The 18769-nt window shown below is 47.7% G+C and carries 27 protein-coding genes; 10 read left to right on the plus strand and 17 right to left on the minus strand.

All coding sequences use genetic code 11. The features are described 5' to 3' along the window. Positions 1-165 precede the first annotated feature (165 nt). Together ACZ5EJ_RS08405 and ACZ5EJ_RS08410 are read right to left on the minus strand one after the other, a co-directional pair. The gene (locus ACZ5EJ_RS08405) at positions 166-402 is read right to left on the minus strand and encodes an addiction module antidote protein (RefSeq protein ID WP_242500167.1); all 237 of its coding nucleotides are present in this window, start codon (positions 400-402) and stop codon (positions 166-168) included. 10 nt (positions 403-412) lie between these two features. Beyond that, positions 413-859 (minus strand): hypothetical protein, encoded by a 447-nt coding sequence (locus ACZ5EJ_RS08410; protein WP_464556903.1) that lies wholly within the window; start codon positions 857-859, stop codon positions 413-415. Between the two features lie 509 nt (positions 860-1368). Here ACZ5EJ_RS08410 and ACZ5EJ_RS08415 point away from each other — a divergent pair. Both ACZ5EJ_RS08415 and ACZ5EJ_RS08420 read left to right on the plus strand, forming a co-directional pair. Next, complete coding sequence (locus ACZ5EJ_RS08415) at positions 1369-1638, plus strand: type II toxin-antitoxin system Phd/YefM family antitoxin (RefSeq protein ID WP_074456444.1); 270 nt, start codon at positions 1369-1371, stop codon at positions 1636-1638. Continuing rightward, complete coding sequence (locus ACZ5EJ_RS08420; protein WP_074456443.1) at positions 1635-1931, plus strand: type II toxin-antitoxin system RelE/ParE family toxin; 297 nt, start codon at positions 1635-1637, stop codon at positions 1929-1931. The genes ACZ5EJ_RS08415 and ACZ5EJ_RS08420 overlap by 4 nt, the downstream gene beginning before the upstream one ends. Positions 1932-2075: 144 nt before the next feature. Here ACZ5EJ_RS08420 and ACZ5EJ_RS08425 read toward each other — a convergent pair whose 3' ends face one another. The 13 genes from ACZ5EJ_RS08425 to ACZ5EJ_RS08485 all read right to left on the minus strand — a co-directional run bounded on the left by ACZ5EJ_RS08425 (position 2076) and on the right by ACZ5EJ_RS08485 (position 10218). Then, a complete protein-coding gene (locus ACZ5EJ_RS08425; RefSeq protein WP_011634854.1) occupies positions 2076-2357 on the minus strand; it encodes a type II toxin-antitoxin system RelE/ParE family toxin in 282 nt (93 codons plus the stop codon). Continuing rightward, on the minus strand, positions 2341-2586 hold the full coding sequence (locus ACZ5EJ_RS08430; RefSeq protein ID WP_011634855.1) for a ParD-like family protein: 246 nt from the start codon (positions 2584-2586) through the stop codon (positions 2341-2343). The genes ACZ5EJ_RS08425 and ACZ5EJ_RS08430 overlap by 17 nt, the downstream gene beginning before the upstream one ends. A gap of 270 nt (positions 2587-2856) precedes the next feature. Continuing rightward, a complete protein-coding gene (locus tag ACZ5EJ_RS08435) occupies positions 2857-3171 on the minus strand; it encodes a HigA family addiction module antitoxin (RefSeq protein ID WP_074456442.1) in 315 nt (104 codons plus the stop codon). A 12-nt stretch (positions 3172-3183) separates the two neighbouring features. Continuing rightward, positions 3184-3387 carry a type II toxin-antitoxin system RelE/ParE family toxin gene (locus ACZ5EJ_RS08440; RefSeq protein ID WP_464556905.1) on the minus strand — a complete coding sequence of 68 codons (204 nt, stop codon included), beginning with the start codon at positions 3385-3387 and terminating at the stop codon, positions 3184-3186. Positions 3388-3443: 56 nt separating this feature from the next. Then, positions 3444-4615 (minus strand): IS3-like element ISNieu3 family transposase gene (locus ACZ5EJ_RS08445; RefSeq protein ID WP_464556878.1). Its coding sequence is split into 2 segments (ribosomal slippage): positions 3444-4336 and positions 4336-4615, totalling 1173 coding nucleotides; the frame shifts between segments, so codons are not numbered across the junction. A gap of 501 nt (positions 4616-5116) precedes the next feature. Beyond that, positions 5117-5251 (minus strand): addiction module antidote protein, encoded by a 135-nt coding sequence (locus ACZ5EJ_RS08450; RefSeq protein WP_464556906.1) that lies wholly within the window; start codon positions 5249-5251, stop codon positions 5117-5119. 23 nt (positions 5252-5274) lie between these two features. Beyond that, on the minus strand, positions 5275-5400 hold the full coding sequence (locus tag ACZ5EJ_RS08455) for a helix-turn-helix domain-containing protein (protein WP_275689313.1): 126 nt from the start codon (positions 5398-5400) through the stop codon (positions 5275-5277). 3 nt (positions 5401-5403) lie between these two features. Next, positions 5404-5511 (minus strand): type II toxin-antitoxin system RelE/ParE family toxin, encoded by a 108-nt coding sequence (locus tag ACZ5EJ_RS08460; protein WP_160803640.1) that lies wholly within the window; start codon positions 5509-5511, stop codon positions 5404-5406. 154 nt (positions 5512-5665) lie between these two features. After that, positions 5666-5956 (minus strand): DUF2442 domain-containing protein, encoded by a 291-nt coding sequence (locus tag ACZ5EJ_RS08465; RefSeq protein WP_464556907.1) that lies wholly within the window; start codon positions 5954-5956, stop codon positions 5666-5668. Beyond that, positions 5916-6155, minus strand: a complete 240-nt coding sequence (locus tag ACZ5EJ_RS08470) for a DUF4160 domain-containing protein (protein ID WP_464556908.1) — start codon at positions 6153-6155, stop codon at positions 5916-5918. The genes ACZ5EJ_RS08465 and ACZ5EJ_RS08470 overlap by 41 nt, the downstream gene beginning before the upstream one ends. A gap of 317 nt (positions 6156-6472) precedes the next feature. Next, positions 6473-7560 (minus strand): IS3 family transposase gene (locus ACZ5EJ_RS08475; protein WP_464556910.1). Its coding sequence is split into 2 segments (ribosomal slippage): positions 6473-7308 and positions 7308-7560, totalling 1089 coding nucleotides; the frame shifts between segments, so codons are not numbered across the junction. 281 nt (positions 7561-7841) lie between these two features. Continuing rightward, complete coding sequence (locus ACZ5EJ_RS08480) at positions 7842-8849, minus strand: TIR domain-containing protein (protein WP_464556911.1); 1008 nt, start codon at positions 8847-8849, stop codon at positions 7842-7844. Between the two features lie 364 nt (positions 8850-9213). Next, positions 9214-10218 carry a DUF4917 family protein gene (locus ACZ5EJ_RS08485; RefSeq protein WP_464556912.1) on the minus strand — a complete coding sequence of 335 codons (1005 nt, stop codon included), beginning with the start codon at positions 10216-10218 and terminating at the stop codon, positions 9214-9216. Between the two features lie 780 nt (positions 10219-10998). On the opposite strand from ACZ5EJ_RS08485, the gene ACZ5EJ_RS08490 reads away from it, so the two are divergent. The 5 genes from ACZ5EJ_RS08490 to ACZ5EJ_RS08510 all read left to right on the plus strand — a co-directional run bounded on the left by ACZ5EJ_RS08490 (position 10999) and on the right by ACZ5EJ_RS08510 (position 14185). Further along, positions 10999-12162, plus strand: coding sequence for a flagellin (locus ACZ5EJ_RS08490; RefSeq protein ID WP_464556914.1), 1164 nt, complete (start codon positions 10999-11001; stop codon positions 12160-12162). Positions 12163-12345: 183 nt separating this feature from the next. Beyond that, positions 12346-12633 carry a GIY-YIG nuclease family protein gene (locus tag ACZ5EJ_RS08495; protein WP_464556915.1) on the plus strand — a complete coding sequence of 96 codons (288 nt, stop codon included), beginning with the start codon at positions 12346-12348 and terminating at the stop codon, positions 12631-12633. A 528-nt stretch (positions 12634-13161) separates the two neighbouring features. Then, positions 13162-13521 carry a flagellar protein FlaG gene (locus tag ACZ5EJ_RS08500; RefSeq protein WP_464556916.1) on the plus strand — a complete coding sequence of 120 codons (360 nt, stop codon included), beginning with the start codon at positions 13162-13164 and terminating at the stop codon, positions 13519-13521. A 183-nt stretch (positions 13522-13704) separates the two neighbouring features. Continuing rightward, complete coding sequence (locus tag ACZ5EJ_RS08505; RefSeq protein WP_176752607.1) at positions 13705-13848, plus strand: hypothetical protein; 144 nt, start codon at positions 13705-13707, stop codon at positions 13846-13848. Positions 13849-13906: 58 nt separating this feature from the next. Beyond that, positions 13907-14185 carry a helix-turn-helix domain-containing protein gene (locus ACZ5EJ_RS08510; protein ID WP_464556918.1) on the plus strand — a complete coding sequence of 93 codons (279 nt, stop codon included), beginning with the start codon at positions 13907-13909 and terminating at the stop codon, positions 14183-14185. 399 nt (positions 14186-14584) lie between these two features. Here ACZ5EJ_RS08510 and ACZ5EJ_RS08515 read toward each other — a convergent pair whose 3' ends face one another. Next, entirely contained in the window at positions 14585-15112 is a 528-nt protein-coding gene (locus ACZ5EJ_RS08515) for a DUF2726 domain-containing protein (protein ID WP_464556919.1), read from the minus strand. Between the two features lie 476 nt (positions 15113-15588). On the opposite strand from ACZ5EJ_RS08515, the gene ACZ5EJ_RS08520 reads away from it, so the two are divergent. Together ACZ5EJ_RS08520 and ACZ5EJ_RS08525 are read left to right on the plus strand one after the other, a co-directional pair. After that, a complete protein-coding gene (locus tag ACZ5EJ_RS08520) occupies positions 15589-15834 on the plus strand; it encodes a type II toxin-antitoxin system RelE/ParE family toxin (protein WP_464557746.1) in 246 nt (81 codons plus the stop codon). Next, the gene (locus tag ACZ5EJ_RS08525; RefSeq protein ID WP_464557732.1) at positions 15809-15877 is read left to right on the plus strand and encodes a hypothetical protein; all 69 of its coding nucleotides are present in this window, start codon (positions 15809-15811) and stop codon (positions 15875-15877) included. Before ACZ5EJ_RS08520 ends, ACZ5EJ_RS08525 begins: the two co-directional genes overlap by 26 nt. Before the next feature lie 59 nt (positions 15878-15936). On the opposite strand, the gene mutL is transcribed toward ACZ5EJ_RS08525, so the two are convergent. Beyond that, on the minus strand, positions 15937-17763 hold the full coding sequence (gene mutL / locus ACZ5EJ_RS08530; RefSeq protein ID WP_464556920.1) for a DNA mismatch repair endonuclease MutL: 1827 nt from the start codon (positions 17761-17763) through the stop codon (positions 15937-15939). 169 nt (positions 17764-17932) lie between these two features. Here mutL and rpiA point away from each other — a divergent pair, with 169 nt between their 5' ends. Next, positions 17933-18592, plus strand: coding sequence for a ribose-5-phosphate isomerase RpiA (gene rpiA / locus ACZ5EJ_RS08535; protein WP_464556921.1), 660 nt, complete (start codon positions 17933-17935; stop codon positions 18590-18592). Positions 18593-18769: the final 177 nt, after the last annotated feature.

An 18769-nucleotide genomic window follows, 5' to 3' on the forward strand; every position in this document is an offset into this window, starting at 1 on the left:
TTCAACTAACTTAGCTTATACCAACTTGGTTTCTCGTTCTATCCTGTACTCGTACATTCGTTTGGAACAGATGTATTTTGAGGGGATAGGGCGCTTGCGAAATGGTGTAGCCACTCGCAGCAATCCAGGGCCATTGAAGATACGCAAATCGGCGCACCAGGTAGATTAATTTACGTGAACAGGCTCAATATGAAATTTCAGGTTAAGCGCTTTGATAACCTTAATTACTGTAGAGAATTCCGGATTTCCGTCAGGAGACAAAGCCTTATAAAGCCCTTCACGAGTCAGGCCGGTTTCACGAGCAAGCCAGGTCATTCTGCGGGCACGGGTAATATCACCTAATGCAGCACGAATGAGACTGCCGTCACCCGGATCTTCTTCCGTGCAGGCCTCAAAATACAATTTTAGGTCTTCATCTGTTTTGAGCTGTTCTAGCCACAACAGGCAATCCAAAATTGCGTATCTTTTGCCTCAACTGAAGTACTGCGGCATTCCACGCATAATTCATGGCGCCATCAAATAAGCCAGTGCTGACGGCTACACATATACGAGCCATGAGCTCACCTCTTAATTCAGGTGGTATTTCTCGTAGCTCTCTTGGCAAATCTCTCCATGCGTACTCGATTTCTTCGGCGCTCGCCAGCACTTCTCGTGGAATTCCAAGCGAAGCTGTCAGCTCTGCTATTGCTGGAAGAATAGTCGTCGGAAGCGACGGTAATACTGGCTCTTCCTTTTTTATGAGATCGCTTATATATTCCTTGGTTTGAATTCTGGGTACAGCTAACGCAATATAACGACATTCTGCCCAATAACCCCGCATGCAATGTCGTATAAGGTTAATTCTCATCACGTATTCCAATTAAATATTCATCCGACACGACAATTGATCAGCTTAAAAACCACCTGACCAGATACAAGAGAGAATAAGGTGTAATGCTGCCGTTTAAGCTCTGAAAATAGGATATATTTCATGAGTTACCGTTAATTTTATAGCCTGTGATCTCGCGAGAACGATAGCAATGGCATAAGTGAAGTAAATTCCCCGTCCTTGCGAGGAAGCGCAGCTGACGAAGCAATCCAGTGTCTTCGTTACCATCGCCGCTTCTTGATCCTGATGGATGTCTGGCGCGATTCGTCGCAGCCATGGCTTGAAGAAACGGGCGTGATCGGCTACTGTGAATCAAAGAATCAAAGGGTCAGGTCCCGAATCAATAACGCTCGTCATACTTATTTTCCTGATTCTGGACCTGGCCTCAATCATGTGCATTCTCGACCTGACCCTGACCACTTCACTGAAATCCAACTTTATGCTTCTTGACAGGTGCTATTAACAGGTGCTATAAACTGGTCAAAATTCTGGAGGCAGTCATGACAATCAAGTTCTCTGAAGATGTAATTCCCCTTTCGGATTTAAAAGTCAATCCGGGTCGCGTTGTAAGCCAAGTTAAAGAAACTCACAGACCCATTCTTTTAACTAGTCGTGGCCGAGGGGTGGCCGTAGTGCAAGACCTTGATGAATATGAAAAGAGCCAGGAAGAGCTGGCTTTTGTCAAAGCTATTGCCCAAGGTCTTATGGACATCAAAGAGGGCAATACCATGTCATTGTCTGAGGCGAAAAAGCGCTTAGGTATCGAATGAAAGTCAGCATTTCCAATGCTGCCTTTAATGACCTGGAAAACATTATCAGTTATTACATTGAAGAAGGTGTTCCTGATATTGGTTCCAAATTTGCCCGGGAAATAATCGAGCATATTCAGATTTTAACCAGCCACCCGGACATGGGCAGAATAGTGCCTGAGTTCCAACTCTCCCATATCCGAGAAATTATCTTTGCTCCTTTCAGGGTGGTTTATCTTAGGGAAAAAGGCGCCATAAAAGTGATCCGTATTTGGCGCAGCGAGCGACTGCTTGTTTTACCAACCGAAACATAACGATTAAGGTTATGTCGTGATCGCGAAGCAAACGTATGGTTTGCAATGATCAGGTTCAGATCCAGAATCAATAGCTCTTGCTACACACTCGTTCGATTATGCGGCATTGCCAAGCCGCAACCCGGCCCCGACCATGCGCTTTCCTTACGAATGCTTAAGATCGCGATAGAAATTTTCGTGCGGCCCGACTGCTTCGAGATACACCAGATACACAGCCTCATCAATACTGTAACCGAGCAGATACAACTGATTTTGGCTGTGGAATTTATAGACCAGGAGCTCCGCCAGATCCCCTTTTTTACGCTCGCCTATTGCCGGCCTGGCTGCCACGACCTCAATCGCGGCATCAACGTCCCGTGCGACATTACCGTGTAATTTCTTATAGGCGCGGGCGAATCTTCGGGTTTGCTTAACCCCGTAGCTCATCAGCGGCCGACCGGGGTACAAAATCTGTAGCCTCGCTGCGAGGCTCAGCCATCGAAGCCAGCGATTCAGCGATAAAACTCACCGGCAGATCAGGATTATCCAGTGCAGCACGCCCCACCCTGGCCCAGTACTCGATCTGACCGGCGATGGTACGGTGCTCAACCAGGGCCTCGCTGCGTGCCTGTTCATACAACGTCTGATCGATACGAATAGATGTTGAAGTATTCATGATGACCTCCACGCTTGCCAAAATACTCACCATCATCATCTTACCACAAATGTGGAAAGGCTGAGTTTCGAGGTAGATTGCTTCGCACTTTTGGCATACCGCAATGACAAAATAGCTGTCTTTCAGGCCTTCAAAGTCAGATCCGGGATCAATAATGCTTGTTATATTTATTTTCTTGATTCGCGACCTGGCCCCGATCTCCACTATCGGACCTCTGCGTATGTAATAAACTTGATAGCAGGGGCCATGATCACAACACGACTTTAATCATCAAGCATGTGCCAATGGCTGAATTTTCGCAATTTCGTTCTCTATCGTCCGCGCAGCATCCCACAGATCTACCTCGCCTTGTGCGTTAATCCAAAATTCTGCCGAATTACCAAAAAATCGCGCTAACCGAAGTGCCATCTCAGGACTAACAGCACGCCGTTCACGCAGGAGTTCATTCACAGATTGGCGTGACACCCCAAGCTCTTTTGCCAAAGCCGAAACCGACAAATTGTAGTCCGGAAGAAAATCCTCACGCAGCATTTCACCCGGATGAGTCGGTCTGCGCTTCATCTTGATTGAATTTGGAACACTCATAGTTTCTTCCTTTCAGTGATAGTCGCAAACTTCAACATCGTAAGCATCACCTTCCACGAATCGGAAGCAAATACGCCACTGATCATTTATTGAGATTGAATATTGCCCTTTCCGATCACCACCAAGTACATGGAGGCGATTGCTCGGTGGAACTCGCAAATCTTCGAGGCAAGTCGCCAAGTCCACATACTCTCGCTTCCGGCTTGTGCGTTTCACGATATCGGGGGTAATCGCTTCACTTTAACGTGGTCAAGTAAAATCGGACACCTCAGTTAAGCTGCTTTTATCGATTTTGCTGCTTCTGCTTCATATTGATTCGGACTTTTGTAATCCAGGTATGAATGCAGTCTTTGGTTATTATAAAACACGGCGATATACTGCAAAATATCCTGCTGTGCTGCATGGCGGGTTTGGTAATGCCGCCATTGGCAGCGTTCCTGCTTGAGGCTGCCAAAGAAACTTTCCGCAACCGCATTATCCCAACAATTTCCCAGACGACTCATACTGCCAATAAAACCGTATGCTTTCAGTAGATTGCGGTATGCTTTGCTAGCATACTGCGACCCACGATCCGAATGCACGATCAGGCCAGGCGGTGGCCGGCGTAGCCAGATCGCCATTCGTAATGCATCACAAACCAGTGTTGTTTTCATCCGTGAGCTCATACTCCAGCCCACCACCTTTCGGGAGAACAAATCGATGACAACCGCCAGATACAGCCAGCCTTCCTGAGTCCAAATGCAGGTAATGTCGCAAACATAGACTTGATCCGGTCTGGCAACCGTAAATTGCCGATTCAATTGGTTCTCAAACACTGGCAACGGGTGATTGCTGTCCGTCGTCACCTTGTACTTCTTCCGGTGTTTCACTTGTATCCCGGCTTCTTGCATTAGTCTTCTCGCCTTCCAGCGACTAACCCGATAGTCCAAGGCATTTAGCGCTCGTTTCATCCTGCGACTGCCATAGGTGTAATCGCATGATTTTGCAATATTCTGCACAGCATTAAGTAGTTGCCTGTGGTGTAGATCATCCGGGCAATTGCAGCGGCGTTGTTCATAGTCATAGTAAGCACTGCGACTGACACCCAATAGCCGGCACATCAGGCCGACCGGGTAGGTCTTTTTCTTTTGGGTGATGAACGAATACTTCACTTCGTTTCTTTCGCGAAAAAGACCGCCGCCTCCTTTAGTATTTGCCGCTCAAGCTTTAATTGCTTGTTTTCTAGTTTAAGCCGCCGGATTTCTTCCTGCTCCGGTGTCAGTTTCCCATTACCGCGGAATGCCTGACCATTAGTATCCGCCTGGCTCTCCCTGATCCATCGCCCAAGCATGTTAGCCCTGATTTCCAGGCTTCTGGCAGCTTCTGCTATCGTTAATCCCTGATCCAGTACCAAGCTGATTGCATCCAGCTTGAATTCCTTTGTATAGTGTTTCCTAGGCTCCATTTCATCCTCCAATTAAGACTATTTTCTCTTAACTGGAGTGTCCGGGTCTATTAGACCATATCACTTTGCCCGTTACATAGAGCTACGAGTAATGCGGTCTGCGAAGGCTTTAATTATCCGAATAATTGGATTTCGTCACGTGACAAAAGTCAATAATCCCTGGTGTGTTTTAAGTACTGAAAAGAGGTGATGTTTGGTGGGTTTATTGTTGTTGGTTTCGGGTGGGACGATGTGGCTGTATTTCTTGCCAAGTAGAAAGCCGTCCTTGCGAGGAGGCATAGCCGACGAAGCAATCCAGCTTAACTGTTACAACAAGGGGAATCAGTAATTTTGTGTATTATTATTACCGTGGCTTTGAATCACTGCACTGCTGATGACTTAAAAACCAGGAAAACCGGAATCAATAATATTTGATGGCTTGTTTTCTTCATTCAAGATCTGGCCCTGGTTTTCTATGCAGGTGTTAGAGGATGCGCAAATTGGCGCATCAGGCAGGTTAATTCACTTAATATGAAATTTCAAGTCAAGCGCCTTGATAACCTTAATCACCGTAGAGAATTCCGGATTGCCGTCAGGAGATAAAACCTTATAAAGTCCCTCACGAGTCAGGCCAGTTTCATGAGCAAGCCAGGTCATTCCACGGGCACGTGCAATATCACCTAATGCAGCACAAATGAGACTACCATCCCTGGATCTTCTTCCGCACAGGCTTCAAAATATAATTTTATATCCTCATCTGTTTTGAGCAGCTCCACCACATCCCAGCGGGAAAAATTTTCAGCCATAAATCACTCCTTCCACTCTTTCGCAATCGTGACGGAACGCACAATATCTGCATCCCGGGTAGATTTATCACTACCAGTCAGCAGCACGATAACTCTTGGACCTTTACGCATGTAATAAACTCGACGATTCAGGGAAAATCGCAAAAAGCTGTCCTTGCAACTGCGAGCGTAACGTGGCAGGAAGTAACTGTGGTTTCTGAATCAGATTGATACCACGATCCGCACTGAAAATGTCCTAAACCTGATGACAGGGTAACCAGATGCACTATTCAGTGGAAGCATGCGAAATTAAACCAGTACGATCTATTAATGGAAATTGTTCCGGATGCAAGAGAGATTCAACAGCCAGATCTATATCCAGATCAGGCCAATAAAGATGGTGTGGTGAAGGAAGCTCAACATTTAGTAATTTTCCGATCGAGGCTTCCCTAAACCAGGGAAACTCTTTAAATGGCACGAATATTTCCTGATCAAATATCAGCAACCAGAAACCGTGCTTTGAAACATTGGTCACCTCAACTGCGGAAGTGTCTGCGCCAGGCTGTATGGATGTCATATTCATATTCCTTAATCAAGGATAAAGCTTCGCTTAGCTCTTTTGGAGATAGCCCATAATTTTGAGCAAGTTTAACCTTTGGCTCCAGCCAGAATTTTGCTTCCCCGTTTTGTCCATGAACATGGACATGTATTCTGGGCTCCTCTCTGGAAAAGAAATAAAACCGGAAGCCACCTTCTCGAAATATAGTTGGACTCATAAAAATGATACAACGTTTGCGTGTTTTTGACGATCCAGAATCAGAAAACTGGAATCAATAACATCTGGCTGCTTGTCTTCTTGACTCAAGAACTAGCCCCAGTTCTCTAAATCTTTTTATGTAATGTAACCAAGTGCGCGCCACTTTGTTACGATTTTTTCAATCCCGTCGATATAATAAATATTGCAAGTTTCTATTACATCTTCGGTTCCTGTCCAATTTAGGAAGATGTACGTCATGATATTCCTCGCGAAAGCGACAGCGTCATTGCGATCACCGGGTAATCCCCCCGTTTTTAACCGGGGTTAAAAGTAGAGCTAAGCGGCCAAGACCAATTTCTGTTTCGGGGTGATGCCTCCGATGGCAGTGTTTGGCCGTTTGTGATTATAAGTCCACAGCCACTGTGTGGCGAAATCCTGGACTTCATCGATCGAATCAAACATGTAGTGCGCCAGCCAATCGTAGCGCACTGTGCGGTTATAACGCTCGACATAAGCGTTCTGTTGCGGGCTGCCCGGTTGGATAAATTCAAGCTTGATGCCACGCCTGTTCGCCCATGCCATGGTGGTGGCGCTGATGTACTCGGGGCCGTTATCACACCGAATCACCTTGGGTGCACCGCGCCATTCAATCACTTGGTCTAGCGACCGAATCACGCGTTCTGCCGGCAGCGAGAAGTCGACATCAATACACAATCCTTCGCGATTGAAGTCATCGATCACATTGAACAGCCGGATCGAACGGCCGTCGGATAGCTGATCATGCATGAAATCCATTGACCAGACAGCGTTGACTGCCTCAGGCACCGTGAGGGGCTCCGGTTTTTCTCTTGCTAAACGCTTTTTGGGTTTGATGCGCAAATTGAGCTCCAGCTCGCGATAAATACGGTAGACGCGCTTGTGATTCCAGCCGTAGCCCTTCACATTGCGCAGATAAAGGAAACACAAGCCAAAGCCCCAGTTGCGTTGGTTGTTCGTCAAACGTATCAACCAGTCCGCGATTTCACTGTTCTCGGATGACAGCCTAGCCTGGTAACGGTAGCAAGTCTGGCTGATGCTAAACGCTTCGCAGACCACGCGCACATTGGCCGATTTTTGTTGCACTGCCCATTGCGCCATCTCTTTGCGTTGAGATGGCGCTACCACTTTTTTTGCATGGCCTCGGCGATGATTTCAGCCTTGAGCTTCTCTTCGGCGTACATCTTCTTCAAGCGCCGGTTCTCGTCTTCCAGCTCTTTCATGCGAGCCATGAGCGATGCATCCATGCCGCCAAACTTGGCGCGCCATTTGTAAAAGGTGGCAGAGCTGATGCCGTGTTCTCGGCAGAGTTCTGGGACTGGCGTGCCAACCTCGGCTTGTTTAAGAACGGCGATGATCTGACTGTCGGTAAAGCGGGATCTCTTCATGTAAAACTTCCTCTAATTTGATTGGAGAAAATTCTACTTTTAAATCCGATTATTTTGTGGGGGGATTACCACCGTAGGTGGGAAGCAACCCAGCTTAACTGTTACAACAAGGGGAATCAGTAATTTTGTGTATTATTATTACTGTGGTTTTTGAATCACTGCATTGCTGATGACTTAAAAACCAGGAAAACTGGAATCAATAACATTTGGTGGCTTGTTTTCTTTATTTAAAACCTGGCCCAGTTTTATGTAGCTTGATCCAATAGATTAGACGTTATCTCTTATTCCTGGAGGATTGCTGTTCGAATTCGATTGGCAACTGGGCCAAGTGCAGCGGCCAAATTCTTCTCAGCCGGCTCGTAAGGGGCCGTAGTAACGCCATTAAGATCACTTGGAAATGAAATGGCTCCATTATCTGGGTGGATCACAAATGCTTTTTTTCTTCCAAGTTTTCCTACAAACATCCCAAGCTCAAATAGTACATTATCTCGGGCAACAGGTTTTACTTCACCTCGGGTTTGTAGTTCATCATCTGGCGTGAAGATGAATATTGCAAAGTGATACTCAAATACAGCGGCTTCGAGTGCCTCAAGTGTCGTGCTGCCGAGGCCAAACACAGTACCCTGATTCCAGACTACAACGGAGTACTCCGAAGACAGCAATTCCTGTAACTTATTTGCAATACTTAATCCTTCTGAGGATGATCCAATGAAAATCCTGGGGCGACCATCTTGTTCATGACCCTCTCGAAGGATCCGCTCAGACAAAGCCAACAACTTTACTATCGCATCAAATTGAGCAGCGGAGAACGTGCCTGGTCCATTGACAAGGAGGCGCCTACATCCGTCACAAAATCCACGCCCTTGCATGCTGTGCACTATATCCTTCTTGAAGATTTTCCGGTCAAAGATACAATCTTTGGGTTCATCATGGTTTTTATGCTCTGGAGAAAGAAAGCTGAGTGAGTACCGTGCAAAATAATAGATAAAATAGGCAACCATTCGATTTGCCGGAATAATGTCATTAGGGACCTGCGCAGTGGTCATAATTGCGAGTCCTTTTTCTGCTCGATGAGCACCAAAAAGATTTGAGAATCTCTTACCATCCAGTGCAGCATCTGTCACCGCGATAATGAATGGATGAAAACCACGTGACTTCGATCGGGCATTTTCTACATGATTAAGGAAATCAGTAGTTTCCACTCGATTATAGGTATGTATCTGTAAAGATTCACTAATTGAGGGTGGAGCCAGAGCGAAAGTAAATTCCGATTGCTCAGCATTAGCCAACTGTAACGCGGCCGGAATAGATTCAAATGCTGTTTCCCCTATTGTGACAACTTCTACAGGAACCTTAGCCACTACAAATCTCCCAACAATTTATACAAATTTTGATTCTCATTACGTATCCTATTGAACACTGGCAATGAGGTAATTTAAAAACTGCCTAACCAGATATGCTCAAGAATAAAACACTAGCACTGCTGTTTAAGTGTTGAAAAGAGGTGGTGTTTGGTGAGTTATTGTTACTGTGGGTTTCGGGTGGAACGATGTAGCTGTATTTCTTTGCCAAGCAGAAAATCGTCCTTGCGAGGAGGTATGACCGACGAAGCAATCCAGTGCCCTCACTACTCTTGTTGCCGGTATGTTTAGACTATTTTATTGATTCTAGACCTGACCATGTTTTGACCGAATTGCTATATGTATTGCATCTCGATAGAGGATGAGCTTCTGTCTCAAAGAAAAGCACTTCTTTCTCTGAACCATCAAGCTGCTCAGATATTCTAGCTGCAAACGTCTCCTTTCTTGCGGGGGATAGGAGAGAAAATACTCCTATAGCAATCTTCTTATTTTTACTTTGACGTATTGCTTCAACTATATGTCCATCATACTCAGGATTAAGATCGTGTCCATATACCACCAACCCTCCCTCAGACAGGCATAGTTTCTCATAGCAGAAGCTAAGATAACTATTTCCACGAATCCTATTGATTTTCAAAGCAGAACAACCTTCCGTAATAAAGAGTGGGTAGCTATCAATAAATCCAGGATTAATTATTTCTTCAACATCTAATTCGATCTTTATACTTACCTTCCGAGCGTCTGAGATATTGTTAGATTGCAAGTGTAGGGCGCCATGAAGATAATGAATCGGGATCTTGTCTGAAAATACCTCTGTATTTGTCAAATTGAATATTCTATTATCCCAGAAATAGTCTACGAATCTGTTTGATGCCCAGCTCAGAGCAGCCCAATAAGGCAAAAGATCATAGTTCGTAGTAAATACGCTTTTATAAGTAGATAGACATTCACCAATTTTATTGTTTGGAATGTCACTTGGCTTAGGATGGACAGCTTTGACAGATAAAATTAATGATCTTCGTATGTCTAGATAGAGAGTTTTAATTGCATCCTGATTGTCAATTGACACAATGTATGCGTGATACACTGCCCGTAATACTTCTTCGAAATTCTCTGTACTCAATTTTTTGAAAATGTCTTTTGTACAAAGATACCGTCCAACCGGTTGATCACTATACCGTTCAAGTAGCGAGTGATACTCGAATGATTTCCAGTATGTCCTGCTGAAACCATTTCCAAAAAGGATGTTATCAAACTGAAACCCAGAAATATCATCCCATTTCTTGATCTCGATCATTCACTGTACTTCTTTTAGTAGCATAACCACAAACAAAAAACCTCCCCCCAACAAGGTTTTCTAAACCAATCAAACCTTGTATCTCTCATCAAACGGCTTTTCATTTTTTATATTTAGGTCAATCTACAAAATCTGGGGCATTGGAATGGGCGGTCTTGGTTGAAATCAATTGTCTTATTCAGGCTGTGCAGTAGATAAAGCGAGTACGTGTGAGCGTGGTGCGGCGGGGAATAATCCAGTAGAGGTAGTCTGGATTATTATGATCAAGGCGCTGGGTCATCGCTACCTACCTCTGCCCTGCTCCATTCGCAGTTATGTCTAAAGTGCTGGGGTGATGAGGGCGGGGAAAATGCCGTTACGATGAGGCCGGGCAGTTTTACAGCAGCAAAATAAATAAGTGGTTGGGCATTTGTTGTTTTCACAATGGCCTTTCCGTTAAACGTCTAAGTAACCGGAGACTGTAAAATCTATTGTGTAAGTGCCCCTTTGTTACCATTGCTGCTGGATGGCTTCACGCTGCGCGTTCGCAATGACGGTTTTTAACCAATTGCCCAAACAACTGCTGATTTCTCCTTGAGTTCCAGTCTTCACTGGTTAAAAAAGAAAAGCTGTTTTTCTATTTATTCCTCTAAACCTTTCCTTACGCGGTCCGTTACTGCTCTCAACGGCGGTTGAATACTCTGCACACAGATGCAGATCAGGGCCGGAAAACGATGGTGGGCTCGCTATTAAAGAGCGCCACGATACTTTAAAAAGTACTTCTCGGAAGGAGAAACAAAAATGGCACAAGTTATTAACACCAATATTGCCTCACTCAATTCACAGCGCAACCTCAATTCGTCACAAAACGCACTTGGCACCTCTCTGCAGCGTTTATCCAGTGGTTTGCGCATTAACAGCGCCAAGGATGATGCCGCTGGACTCGCGATTTCCGAACGCATGACTTCACAAATCCGTGGTCTCAACCAGGCTGCTCGCAACGCCAACGATGGTATTTCATTGGCACAGACTGCCGAAGGCGCACTCGGTGAAATTGGCAGTAATCTGCAGCGCATCCGCGAACTGTCGGTGCAATCAGCCAACGCGACCAACTCTGCCGATGATCGTGCTGCGTTGCAGAAGGAAGTAGCACAACTAAAAGCTGAGATTGAGCGCGTTGCCACCCAAACCAGCTTTAACGGCACCAAGCTGCTGGATGGTAGCTTTAATAACCAGGCTTTCCAGGTAGGCGCCAACCAGGGACAAATTATTTCGATCGCGTCGATTGCCAACGCTAATATCGACCAACTGGGTACCTACCAGTCAGTAGCGGTGACTGGTGTCGTAGCAACCGCTTTCACAGCCACAACTGATAATATTGCAGCCGGCGATCTGAAGATTAATGGCGTTGGTATCGGTGCCATCACAGCGGCTGGTGCAGCTATCGGCCAAGGTACTGCAGTAGCAGCTGCTATCAACGCGGAATCATCCAAGACCGGCGTTACCGCATCCGCTAGTGCTACTGGTGTGGTCACTTTGAGCAATAGCGACGGCTCAGATATCATCGTCGCGATGTCGGGCAGCGCTAACGCTACTAGAACCGGCCTGACCGCTAGCACTTACAACATTAGTGCTAACGGCGTCGACAACGTCGGCTTCAAGGATCTCGATATCTCCACCGTGGATGGTGCCAACAAGGCCATGCTGTCGATGGACGCCGCACTGAAATCAGTCAACGATGCCCGTGCTGATCTGGGTGCGATCCAGAATCGTTTCGGCTCAGTGGTCGCCAACCTCAATACCACCAGCGAAAATCTGGCTGCTTCCCGCAGCCGGATTCAGGATACTGATTTCGCTGCTGAAACCGCTGCACTGACTCGTGCACAGATTATGCAGCAAGCTGGGGTGGCCATGCTCGCTCAAGCCAATTCGTTACCCAATAACGTATTGTCCCTGTTGAGATAAGCGCCACGCCCGTCATCGCTAATGCCACAGGCATGAAGCAATCCAGTAACGTAGATTGTTGCTGGATTGCTTCGCATTGAAGTGCTCGCAAAGACGGCACACTCCGTCATCGCGAAGCCTGACAAGGCTGCGGCGATCCAGCAGCAACGCCAGGATGGTATTTTTTGTCAGCAATAGGTGAAGATGAAGGATCCATGTGTTTATATCATGGCTAACAAGCGTAACGGTACGTTGTACACGGGGGTAACTTCTGATCTTGTACAACGCGCCTGGCAGCACAGGGAAAGCGTGGTGGAAGGGTTTACCAAGAAACACCAGTGCAAGTTGCTGGTCTGGTACGAGCAGCATGGGTCGATGGAAAGCGCTATTTTGCGGGAGAAGCAGATTAAGGCTGGTAGCCGCGCCAGAAAACTGGCCTTGATTGAAGCGCAAAACCCGGATTGGCGAGATTTGTATGAGGAAATCGTGTGAGCAGTGGTTATGGGAATGGAAGGGCCGGATTGTTCCGTAACGTTTCTGGATTGCCACGTTGCTTACGCAACTCGCAAAGACGGCACACTCCGTCATCGCGAAGCCTGATAAGGCTGTGATGATCCAGCAGCAACGCTGGCAGAATGCGCAAAATTGCCAATTCTCTTCGTTGTGGTGGTGGTTGTACTGGATTTCCTGGGTTGCCACGTCAGCCTGCGGCCTCCTCGCAATGACAGCATTTCTCTCGTCATCACGAGGAGCAACGTGACGCGGTGATCCAGTATGCAGGTAGTTACCAAATTGCTGTTAATGGTGACGATGGTTGCTGGATTGCTTCGTCAGCTATGCTTCCTCGCAAAGACGGGGTGGATGGCTTCGTACCAGTGCCCGCAATGGCGGTTTTTTTCCGTCAAGTGCTTGGCAAAGAGCTTGGCAAAGACAGCATACTTTGTCATTGCAAGGCCCTTTGGGGCCGTGGCAATCCAGAGGGGTTGGTAGAGTGAATGAATTAAGAAAAGGAGAGGGAACATGGAGATGCATATCACCAGTGTGGTAGCTGATTTGTTACAGACGCAGACACAGACGGCGGCGCCAGTGCCACCGATGGATCGTTCGATTCGTGAAGAACCGCCTGCTGCCGAAAAGGTTGAGCATGATGTGATTCAACCAGAGCAGGTGGAAGCAGCCGTCAACCAGATTCAGCAATTCACCCAGACGTTAACGCAGAACCTGAAATTTTCCATTGATGAAGATACCGGCAAGACCGTGGTCAGAATTGTGGATATGCAAACGCAGGAAGTCATTCGCCAGATTCCTTCGGAAGAAGCCATCCGAATTGCGGGTGCGCTGGGGAAGATTCAGGGCGTATTGTTCAACGGCCAGGCGTAACGGATAACCGGCAGTAAACACTGGCTTGCCACGTCCCGCCACGTGCCCGTGACGGGATCCACTCCATCGGGACCTGCCAGATATAGCCAGCCTTGCCGGGTATCAAGAGAGATTTTGCCCCAACCTGGATTTGATTTAGTTTGACCCCATTGGACGGTCAATTCAGCTGATTCCCAAACCCTGGTGGTTGGTAATGAGGGTGAGTTTTCTCCTGATACTCCTTCCGATACTTTACTGGCAAGCTGGCTTGCTGCACCAGATGGCGAACCCTCCAGCCACCCACCGGATAACCCGGCGCTCAGCACTTTTCCAATGCTGTTGCTGTAGTATGTTGCCAGCGTTGGCAGAGCGTCGTTACAAACAAATCCTAAAGGAGGAATAACCCATGGAAAAAATCACCGCTTCTAGCGGAAACGTGTTCAATGACCTGGGGTTCAAGCCGGAAGAATCGACCCGCTACACCCTGCGGGCAGAATTGATGAGCAGTCTACGCAAAACAATCCGTGAACATGAATGGACTCAGGAAAAAGCTGCCAAAGTACTTAATATTAGCCAGTATCGCGTATCGGATCTGACGCGTGGCAAATGGGAAAAATTCAGCCTGGATAGGCTCATTACTCTGGCGATACGTGCTGGCAAACCAATCGAAATTACTATCGTATAGGGCTAAACCAGTACGCAACACACTTCCAAGTCATAAAACGGCACGAATTTTTTGGGATGGTGTGACGTTGGAAACCTTGTCCCGGGCGGCACAGATTATCGGCCGCAATATCCGCGTGGAACTCGCCTAACCAGCAAGTAAAATGCAAGAGTCTGTAATTTTTGTATCAACAACTGGTTCAGATCGAGTTCGTTCATTGTGCCAGTCGTCATGGAAAATTCCTTCACAGAGTATGAAAGCTCGGGCACTTACCCAAGATATTTTACAGTCTCGCTAAAATAAATCCGCCGAGAAGTTCTGCGATGATTTTCATGATCGTCTCCTGTTTTTGAGCGCTAACGCTTGAGGTAACCGGCGCAAAGACCGTGCAGCGGGATTTGCGTCCGACTGACCGAACAGTTATGTGGCAATCGCTGCAACGGCCGGAGTCACCCCGATGACCGAAGCAAACTGCGCTTGCAACTCCTGCACGGAGTATGCGCGCTTTGCGGTTACTTGAAAAAGCGGCAGACCGATTGCCTCGCAGACGTTGGTGAGTAATTCATCTCGTGCTTGCGCGTACTTGCTGGAGTGTGAACTGTCGTTGAGCTCGACCGCGCAAATAACCGAAAGATCGGAAGCGCGGCACACCACGAAATCGAAGTGCTTTGCGGCAACACGATTGAGCGCGCCTTGCCGCGCGGCTGCGCCCAAACCAGGCTTGACCGCGGCGAGATCGGCAACGCGAACCTTGCCAAAGATGCGATGCTCTGAACCTACGACTTGATCGAGAACGCCGAGGAACGAACGCTCGGCGGGTGAAAACAGGGCTTTTGCCGGAACATACGGAAACCCGACCTTTGAGTCTGTGCCAACCTTCTTACCCGCGACCGCAACGAGCACGGCAACCACAACTACAACAATGACTAAAATCAGAACCCACGACATGCGACTGACTCCCCTGTTGCTACATAACGTTTAGCATTCACCGCAAGCGGTGCATGCTTCTTTGAAAATAGGTGTATAACAAAACGCATTATTCAGTAAGATTTTGAATTAAAAAAACTTCATGAATGAAATATCGCCATCTTTTGTTTTGATTACGCCTTGCTCATTCGGTCAGCTTCGCGGCGGCTCACTATCCTGATCAGGAGTCAATCAACTCTTTTGAAATTTCAAAAATGAGGTTTCAGGTATTCTGCTGCGTTTGAAGTTGATCTTAATCAACGAGTAAAGGAGGAATTATCTGTTTATTACGGTGGGAACGATGGTGGCTGATAGATCAATAACCAGAATCCTGATCCTGGATGACCCATTCATATTGAAGTGGTTGGCGTGTATGCTGGCTGTTCGGGGATTTCTGGCTGTCGATTACTATCCAGACGGTGTGTGATCTGACGGTGGTTGGCTGGATGAGCACTAGAATGAAAGCAAGACTGGCTTGTTGTGATGCATTGCAAATGGCTGTCTGGCAACGTCAACCACAAGTGGGCTTGCTACCCCCCACCTTCAAGCGTGCTTTAAAAAAACCACACTCCCCACAGCAATCCAAGTTGGACGAGGCAGCGCGTGCCATTACTCACCATCCTGAAAGATCTGCAAGGCATTCGAGTCGACAAGTTCCGATTATCAAATCAGTTATGCATGCTGGCTTATCGTATTCTCGATGAGGATTGCCTGAAACTGCTGTCCTTTGGTCCATCCGCACGATAATTTTTATCGCGCTCTCAAGCAGCAAGATAAGTAAGCTTTTAGAAGTAATAGGCCCATAGCTATTTGCCGCGCATAAACATTTTATCCAGTTCAGCCAGGCTGATTTCAAACCAGGTAGGTCGGCCGTGATTGCATTGATCCGAGCGCTCGGTTGCTTCCATTTTGCGCAGCAGTTCATTCATTTCAATCAGTGTTAATTGCCGGTTAGCGCGAACGGCACCGTGGCAGGCCATGGTGGCCAATAATTCATTACGACGGGCGGCAAGCAGTTGAGCGGGATCGCCATTCCTGATTTCATCCAGCAGAGCACGTACCAGTTTTTCCGCATCAGCATGCTGCAGCGTGGCGGGGACTGTGCGTATAACAAGCGTGGTAGCGGACAGCGTGCTCACTTCAAAACACAGTTGCTGCAAAAGCGCCTGATTTTCCTCGACTGTCGCGATGTCGAGGCTATCTGCGTGAAATGTAACCGGTATCAGCAATCGTTGTGCGGATAATACTTGTTGATCCAGTTGTGTCTTCAACTGCTCGTAGACAATGCGTTCGTGCGCGGCGTGCATGTCTACAATCACCAATCCTTTTTGGTTTTGCGCCAGGATATAGATGCCGCGAAGCTGCCCCAACGCAAAGCCCAGCGGGGGCATGGCCGGATTTTCATCGCTTTCCCTTTCTCCGGTTTGTCGGAGTTGATTCTGCATGGCAGTGGCGCCGGATTTTCCGCCGGATAGAACCTGATAAAAATTAAAAGGCTGCGCCACCCTTTCTGATGGCAGCCGTGCTTGCCTGGGGTAGTTCAACGTCGGCACAGCCGGTGTAAAACCGGTGCGTGTTGGATCAACAGATGCATCCTGCGCACCTGGCCACACGGCCCCGACAGGAGAGGAGGATGCTACACCCGAGCGGGGTAGAGCCAGCGCCTTACTGACGCCGTGGTAAATAAATTGGTGGATGGCCCGCGCTTCGCGAAAGCGGACTTCGGTTTTCGTCGGATGTACGTTGACATCCACCTGTTCAGGATCAATCGCCAGATACAGCACGAAAGCGGCATGACGATCAAGGTGCAGCACATCACGATAGGCTTCGCGCAGGGCATGGGTAATCAGCTTGTCGCGGATGAAGCGTCCATTGACAAAAAAATACTGCATGTCGCGGGTGGCGCGTGAATACGCGGGCAATGCCAGCATCCCCTGCAAACCTATGCCGGCGGATTGTTCGTCCATCCAGGTAGCCGCTCCGGCAAATTCTTCGCCAAGTACGGCTCCGATACGCTCTGCAGCCTCTGCCGCCTGCCAGTGGCTGCGCAGGTTTCCATTGTGCCGCAGCGTAAAGGTAATATCAGCGTGGGAAAGTGCCATCCGCCGAAAAACTTCTTCGCAGTGGGCAAACTCTGTAGCTTCTGTTTTAAGAAATTTGCGGCGGGCAGGCAGGTTGAAAAACAGATCCCGGACTTCAACCGTAGTGCCCGCCATGTGGGATGAAGGCTCCGGCGACATTAACCGTGTCCCCTCACTGCGGATTTCCCAGGCATGTTTGCCAGCGGGTTGATGACTGATGAGCGACAAATACGAAACTGACGCGATACTGGCCAGCCCTTCCCCCCGGAATCCCAGGCTGGTGATGCTGTGCAAATCCTCCTGGCTGGCAATTTTGCTGGTTGCGTGACGTGTGAGTGCAAGCGGCAGTTCTTCTGCGGGAATGCCGCTGCCGTTATCGGTCACACGGATCAGTTTCAATCCACCCTGTGCGATATTGACCGTAATTTCAGTCGCACCGGCATCGATGGAATTTTCCAGCAATTCTTTCAGCACTGAAGCCGGGCGTTCGATGACTTCTCCAGCTGCTATCTGACTGATTAATCCATCGGGAAGTAATTTGATCGCGCGCATTGAAAACCGGGGCTGGAATAGAAAAAATATGCGGAAAAACTCACTGAATCGGTAATTATACTGTCACCAAGTTATGATACGCTTGCTGTCAAACAGGGGAAGGATGCGCGAGCGTTCCGAGTCCTTCTCAATAAGAGCACTATTTCAAGAACCAATTATTAAAATCATCATGACACAAGACGAACAAAAACGGGCAGTGGCACAAGCAGCTCTGCAGTATGTGCAGGTAGGTGAAATCATCGGTATCGGAACAGGATCGACCACCAATCTTTTTATTGATGAACTGGCTAAAATCAAACACAAGATTGAAGGGGCCGTGGCAAGCTCCGAAGCAACCGCAGCCCGTCTGAAGCAACATGGCATTGAGGTTTTGAGCCTCAATTCTGTTGCTGACCTCCCGGTATATATTGATGGCGCAGATGAAATTACCCGGAACATGCACATGATCAAAGGTGGTGGCGGCGCACTGACACGTGAAAAAATCATTGCAGCCGTCGCTCGGAAATTTATCTGTATTGTTGATCAAAGCAAGCTGGTCAAGGTATTGGGAAAATTTCCACTCCCGGTGGAAGTGATTCCGATGGCACGCAGTTATGTCGCCCGGGAAATTGCATTACTGGGCGGACAACCAGCCTGGCGTCAGGATTTCATCACTGACAATGGCAATGTAATTCTCGACATACATAATCTAAATATCATGAATCCGGTTGAGCTGGAAAGCACGCTCAACCAGATCACAGGGGTGGTGACCAACGGCCTGTTTGCCAGACGAGGCGCTGATGTACTGTTGATGGGTACTGATCAGGGCGTGGAAACCATTACGATCTAGGAACTTGTTCAATATCTCGCTGAAAGGCGCATTACGGCGTTGAAATTGAACTCAAAATGCTCACATACTTCAAGTATGCTCCGCTTTCTCATTCAATTTTGCCTGGCACTGCATCCCTTGATCGAGACTTTGAACAGATTCCAGGGAACTGTCGAACTTAAGATGGGTTTCTTGAAC

Source organism: Nitrosomonas sp. TNE100, assembly GCF_055387135.1.

Bases quoted from the DNA above. Each gene is read 5' to 3' on its own strand.
- ACZ5EJ_RS08515 (WP_464556919.1), bottom strand. From the start codon at position 15,112: ATGTCGTGGGTTCTGATTTTAGTCATTGTTGTAGTTGTGGTTGCCGTG.
- ACZ5EJ_RS08465 (WP_464556907.1), bottom strand. From the start codon at position 5,956: ATGACATCCATACAGCCTGGCGCAGACACTTCCGCAGTTGAGGTGACC.
- rpiA (WP_464556921.1), top strand. From the start codon at position 17,933: ATGACACAAGACGAACAAAAACGGGCAGTGGCACAAGCAGCTCTGCAG.
- ACZ5EJ_RS08495 (WP_464556915.1), top strand. From the start codon at position 12,346: ATGAAGGATCCATGTGTTTATATCATGGCTAACAAGCGTAACGGTACG.
- ACZ5EJ_RS08425 (WP_011634854.1), bottom strand. From the start codon at position 2,357: ATGAGCTACGGGGTTAAGCAAACCCGAAGATTCGCCCGCGCCTATAAG.
- ACZ5EJ_RS08490 (WP_464556914.1), top strand. From the start codon at position 10,999: ATGGCACAAGTTATTAACACCAATATTGCCTCACTCAATTCACAGCGC.
- ACZ5EJ_RS08420 (WP_074456443.1), top strand. From the start codon at position 1,635: ATGAAAGTCAGCATTTCCAATGCTGCCTTTAATGACCTGGAAAACATT.
- ACZ5EJ_RS08510 (WP_464556918.1), top strand. From the start codon at position 13,907: ATGGAAAAAATCACCGCTTCTAGCGGAAACGTGTTCAATGACCTGGGG.
- ACZ5EJ_RS08450 (WP_464556906.1), bottom strand. From the start codon at position 5,251: ATGACCTGGCTTGCTCATGAAACTGGCCTGACTCGTGAGGGACTTTAT.
- ACZ5EJ_RS08500 (WP_464556916.1), top strand. From the start codon at position 13,162: ATGGAGATGCATATCACCAGTGTGGTAGCTGATTTGTTACAGACGCAG.
- ACZ5EJ_RS08460 (WP_160803640.1), bottom strand. From the start codon at position 5,511: ATGCGTAAAGGTCCAAGAGTTATCGTGCTGCTGACTGGTAGTGATAAA.
- ACZ5EJ_RS08415 (WP_074456444.1), top strand. From the start codon at position 1,369: ATGACAATCAAGTTCTCTGAAGATGTAATTCCCCTTTCGGATTTAAAA.
- ACZ5EJ_RS08520 (WP_464557746.1), top strand. From the start codon at position 15,589: ATGAAAGCAAGACTGGCTTGTTGTGATGCATTGCAAATGGCTGTCTGG.
- ACZ5EJ_RS08430 (WP_011634855.1), bottom strand. From the start codon at position 2,586: ATGAATACTTCAACATCTATTCGTATCGATCAGACGTTGTATGAACAG.
- ACZ5EJ_RS08470 (WP_464556908.1), bottom strand. From the start codon at position 6,155: ATGAGTCCAACTATATTTCGAGAAGGTGGCTTCCGGTTTTATTTCTTT.
- mutL (WP_464556920.1), bottom strand. From the start codon at position 17,763: ATGCGCGCGATCAAATTACTTCCCGATGGATTAATCAGTCAGATAGCA.
- ACZ5EJ_RS08485 (WP_464556912.1), bottom strand. From the start codon at position 10,218: ATGATCGAGATCAAGAAATGGGATGATATTTCTGGGTTTCAGTTTGAT.
- ACZ5EJ_RS08435 (WP_074456442.1), bottom strand. From the start codon at position 3,171: ATGAGTGTTCCAAATTCAATCAAGATGAAGCGCAGACCGACTCATCCG.
- ACZ5EJ_RS08455 (WP_275689313.1), bottom strand. From the start codon at position 5,400: ATGGCTGAAAATTTTTCCCGCTGGGATGTGGTGGAGCTGCTCAAAACA.